This window comes from Halococcus morrhuae DSM 1307 (genome assembly GCF_000336695.1).
Taxonomy (GTDB): domain Archaea; phylum Halobacteriota; class Halobacteria; order Halobacteriales; family Halococcaceae; genus Halococcus; species Halococcus morrhuae.
Window position 1 is genome coordinate 1 of sequence record NZ_AOMC01000061.1, and the last position, 4356, is coordinate 4356.

Below are 4356 nucleotides of genomic sequence, written 5' to 3' on the forward strand. Positions count from 1 at the left end.
GGCGCAACAGCGAACTCGTGTTCGAGCAGTCCCTCGTAAATCGTCCCCAAATGCCGGGTATCGAGATCTGCATAATCGGCAGGCACGAACCCCTCGTCGGTTGCGGTAGTTGAAAGGCGGTAGATGACCTCCGCGATATAGGTGTTTGCGACCTCATATTCCCTGAGAAAGTCGTGTCGGTCTTCGTCGAACAATCCCCCATTGTAGGGTGGAATTCCGAGATCGTCGTTTCCCGTATCGACTAGCGAGAAAAGACGCTCCAGACGGTTCCACATCGAAAACGAATACTCACTGAACTCACGCTCGAACGCCGACTCACTCGGCGTCTCGCCCACCTTCTCGCGGATGTCCTGGCGGAGCACACCGAGGCTGAAGTTCTCCTCATACTCGCTGCGGCGATTCGGGTCCTCGGGATCGATAAGATCGCGGGATTCGGCATACAGTACGAACATCAGCCGGTAGAGCAGCACGAGTGATTGTTCTTTCAACTCGGCAAGCCGTTCGTCGTCAGTAGGGTCAATATCCAAATCATTCGTTTCCACGAACCCCTCCCCGAGCACCCGGAGTGCCGTGAAAACGTTGTCTTGTAAATCCTCGCCTAACTCCTGTGCGGCGGTTTCGCTTTCCGACCACACGGTCTCAAGAAACGTCGTCCCAGCGGATTCGCGGAATGCGGCGGGACGAAAGAGCACATAAAAATACTTGAACCTCTCGACACTTCCAGATTCGAGTAGTTCTGGCAGATCAATCTCGTAGTAGGTTTCAGTTTCGTAGTCTTTGGTTCCATAGAGTCGCCATTTCTTCCCGTTCGTCAGAATACCCCACGAGATTGATTCAGGCGTGTGTTCGAGATAGGATTTGAGTTGGTGGGAAGCATCGCGATATGAACGCTGGTCGCTAAATCGATCGGTGAAATCAGCCCCCCACTGCTTGGCTTCGAGAATCGACAGTGACTGGGCGTACATCCCGGTGTGCTCTCCATCGGCCTTCATCACCGCTGCGGCCATCTGGTCGTCCTCGGTATCGTAGAGTGTCCGATCGATGGAGCCGCGTGCGTCAACGAGCGGTGTCTCCTCAAGCGTCTCGTAACCGAGTGCTTCCAGCACCTTGTCTATCCAGTTATTCCGAAGTGGTGCCTCATCATAGCTAGAGAGTGCATCCTTTCTCGTTTCGTACAAGTCATTGATTGTCTCGAACGCTTCGCGCGCCTCCGCATCACAGTCCCATGCATCAAGCTCGTAAACGTGCTNTAAACGTGCTCGTCAAGATAGCGCCCCGAAAACAGGTTCGAGTTACGATACGGGTTCGGCGAGAGTGTCGCCTGACTCATTGCTATCGAATGATTCGCGCTCTCGCATGAAAGTGCGGGTCTGCACTCCGTGTGAATCAACTTCTTACCACCCCATAATTAGCTCAAAACTGGTCACCATTTCGGCAGGCGATCGAGAAACGGGGCTTTCTCGGCCTGTAGCTGTGTCTCTGGACTCCTAAATGCTGTTCAGATCGCCACGATCCAACGATCCCCCGGATCATACACTCTTTTTGTATCTACCGTTGAAGCTTCGACCATGAATGAGTCCGAGGACCCCATCTTTGAGGAGCTTGTACCTCAGAACGTACGAGATTATTGGGAACACGAAGCTCACGACTTTACGCCCTGGCTAGCGGGCACAATCGAAAATGAAGACACATCTCACTTAGAAGACATATTGGGGCTAGATTTGCAGGTGGTTGAGACAGAGAAGAGTGTTGGACGGTTCAATCTCGATATCTTAGCCGAAGTTGTTGATGACGGCCGACAGGTTGTGATCGAAAACCAATTAGAACAATCAGATCATGATCATCTCGGCAAATCACTCGCATATGCAGCCGGTATTGATGCCGATATCATCGTTTGGATCGCACCCGTGTTTAACGATGAACATCGGGATGCAGTCCAGTGGTTGAATCAAAACACACGGGAAGAGGTCGATCTATTCGCCATCCGATTAGAAATTTGGAAGATTGGCGATTCTCCGCCAGCAATTCGACTGAATTCCATTGAAGACCCAAGCGAATGGAAGAAGAAAGCGCAAAGATCTGGTGATGAAGTGTCTGACACTAAAGAGTTGCAAGAAGAATTTTGGACACAATTTCGGAATCGAATTGAGGAATCATCAACCCGGCTCCGGCCCCGCAAGCCGAGGCCACTTCACTACTATTCTAATCCAATTGGGAAAGCTGGTTTCCACATTTCGTTTGTCAGCTTATTAAAAGAAAGCAAATTGAAAATAGAACTCATCATTAAGGACGATGAAGACGCGTTTTGGAAATTAGAAGACGAAAAAGAGGCTATCAAACAAGAACTTGGAATAGAAACCGAATGGGAAGAACCCCGAGAGACCAGAGGCGGAAACATGCGGAGTAACATTCGAGTAACACGAGATGCAGATATCGAAAATCGTGATGACTGGGAACAGTACTTCGACTGGTTGCTGGAATATGGGGAATGCTTTAACGACGTCTTTCGGGAGCGAATTCAACAGTTCTAATTGGATTGCAAAATGCCGTAGATGAAAATTTTTGCTCAGTACGCGGTGTATTTGGTGACAGGAGTTCCTTTCGGATACTCGGCGTCTTCGGGTCCCATCTCGAAGGATTCGCTGTCGATACTGTCGTCAATGTCAGGCATGACGGTTGGCCATGCATCTTCATCCGGACGCAACTGCGGGATCGGTCTCATCGGCTTCTCCTGCGAGCTCAACATCGAGGCGGACCCGCCGGTAAGGAACGTAGGGACGTTTCGTCTGGCCCTCGTCGACGACGAAGATGAGGCCATACTGATCAAGCACTCCCACATCGTCGTGAACCGGGCGGTAATCGCGGTCGAGAGCGTCCGCGAGCGCGGTGATGCTCTCGGCTGCACCGTCAATGGCGATCAGCAGGCGCAGGAGTTCGATGCGCCGCTCGGTGAGGATTTTCCGCAGATCGTCGATGCTCGCAAACGAGACGACTGCAGGTGTCGATTCATCGTCTTCGACAGTACGTGCTGCTGCAACCGTTTCTTCACGTGCTTGCTCAAACGATTCGACCGTGATCCGAAGTGTCTCGGGGTGGGGCCGGTCGCGCGGGTCACGATACTCGGCGGGCCAGCCGTCGTCGGTGGGTTCGTTGTCAGTCATTGGGTGTCTCCTCGATGATGCGCGCTATTTCAGTGAAGAACAGGCTAACATGCGCGACAAGGCTCTGAAATGCGAGAGCAGTATCCTCGCCATCGGCGACGTGTCGGTGGTGGTTGCCGAGTGTTTCATCGTCATGAGCGTTGTCGTAGCGCAGGATTTCGCCTTCTTCGGGGTGGTAGTACTGAAAGCGATAGAACCACCCGCCGGGATAGCCTGCATCGAGAGTTGCGAATATCTCGACGCGTCCACCCGGGACAGCACGGTTGAGTTCGAGTGGTCCTGACATCTCGTGCGCCTACTATGACCTATGACCTCATAGACAATAAAATTGCTGGACGACTGCCAGCAAACCGTGTGCTACTATACCGAGGAAGTTTTTGGCGGCTCGCCGACATACCGCTCACGGTTGTTGGCGACGTGCTGGATTGTCGAACGTGCGACACTCGTTCGCCGAGCGAGCTCGCGTTTGCTTGCACCCTTACCGAGTTCATCAAGGATCACGACGGCTGTCTCGTAGTCGTCGTTCGGCGTCAGATATCCCTCTGGACCCACATCGAAGCCGAACGGCGGGCGACCGTGCCATTTGCCCTGTGCGCGGCTCGCGGCGATCCCCTCGCGGGTGTTGTCACGTTTGATCTCGGCTTCGAGTTCGGCGAACGTCGCTGCGACAGTGAGGAACGCGCGCGTGTAGGGGTCACGCTCGTCGGGATCGAGGTCGATGCCCATATCGAGGATGTGGAGGCCGACGTCGTTCTCGTCGACGATGCGCTCTACAGTTGCGGCAAAGTCCCGCACTGACCGAGAGATACGCGAGACTTCCGAGGCGATCACGCGCTCGACCTCGCCGGCTTCAACAGCCTCCATGAGATCACGGTAGCCGTCGCGGTCGGTGTCGGTGCCGGTCTGCTTGTCGGAATACAACTCGATAAAGGAGGGTTCGATGCCGAGCCGATCGGTGGCGTATTCACTGGTGCGTTGGCGCTGGCGGGCGAGCGATTGGTCGGTGGTTGATACCCGACAGTAGAGAACGGTTTTGCCAGTCATATTCGACGTACTTCTCGGCCCCCCCGCCATGCATATAAAACACACCCACTTTTGGGCAGGAGGCCCAGAAACCCTCGTTTTTGACCATGCTACCGAGTAGCATCATTTCCACGGTTAACGCTCTGATCCAGTTCGCGTCTCATACTTACCC

General features: G+C 53.6%; 4 protein-coding genes and 1 pseudogene. 1 reads left to right on the forward strand and 4 read right to left on the reverse strand.

Annotation, left to right across the window (positions count from 1 at the left end; genetic code table 11):
- Window positions 1-1330, reverse strand: a pseudogene (locus tag C448_RS03990) (Eco57I restriction-modification methylase domain-containing protein); the annotation flags it as partial.
- 238 nt (window positions 1331-1568) lie between these two features.
- On the opposite strand from C448_RS03990, the gene C448_RS03995 reads away from it, so the two are divergent.
- Window positions 1569-2531: a DUF4268 domain-containing protein gene (locus C448_RS03995; protein ID WP_004052025.1), complete on the forward strand. Its 963-nt coding sequence runs from the start codon at window positions 1569-1571 to the stop codon at window positions 2529-2531.
- Window positions 2532-2690: 159 nt separating this feature from the next.
- Here C448_RS03995 and C448_RS04000 read toward each other — a convergent pair whose 3' ends face one another.
- The 3 genes from C448_RS04000 to C448_RS04010 form a co-directional block, all read right to left on the reverse strand.
- Window positions 2691-3161: an HVO_A0114 family putative DNA-binding protein gene (locus C448_RS04000; protein ID WP_004052026.1), complete on the reverse strand. Its 471-nt coding sequence runs from the start codon at window positions 3159-3161 to the stop codon at window positions 2691-2693.
- Window positions 3154-3447 carry a toxin-antitoxin system TumE family protein gene (locus C448_RS16440; RefSeq protein ID WP_193363109.1) on the reverse strand — a complete coding sequence of 98 codons (294 nt, stop codon included), beginning with the start codon at window positions 3445-3447 and terminating at the stop codon, window positions 3154-3156. Before C448_RS16440 ends, C448_RS04000 begins: the two co-directional genes overlap by 8 nt.
- A 74-nt stretch (window positions 3448-3521) precedes the next feature.
- On the reverse strand, window positions 3522-4205 hold the full coding sequence (locus tag C448_RS04010) for a recombinase family protein (protein ID WP_004052028.1): 684 nt from the start codon (window positions 4203-4205) through the stop codon (window positions 3522-3524).
- Between the last annotated feature and the right edge of the window lie 151 nt (window positions 4206-4356).

Bases quoted from the DNA above. Each gene is read 5' to 3' on its own strand.
- C448_RS16440 (WP_193363109.1), bottom strand. From the start codon at position 3,447: ATGTCAGGACCACTCGAACTCAACCGTGCTGTCCCGGGTGGACGCGTC.
- C448_RS03995 (WP_004052025.1), top strand. From the start codon at position 1,569: ATGAATGAGTCCGAGGACCCCATCTTTGAGGAGCTTGTACCTCAGAAC.
- C448_RS04000 (WP_004052026.1), bottom strand. From the start codon at position 3,161: ATGACTGACAACGAACCCACCGACGACGGCTGGCCCGCCGAGTATCGT.
- C448_RS04010 (WP_004052028.1), bottom strand. From the start codon at position 4,205: ATGACTGGCAAAACCGTTCTCTACTGTCGGGTATCAACCACCGACCAA.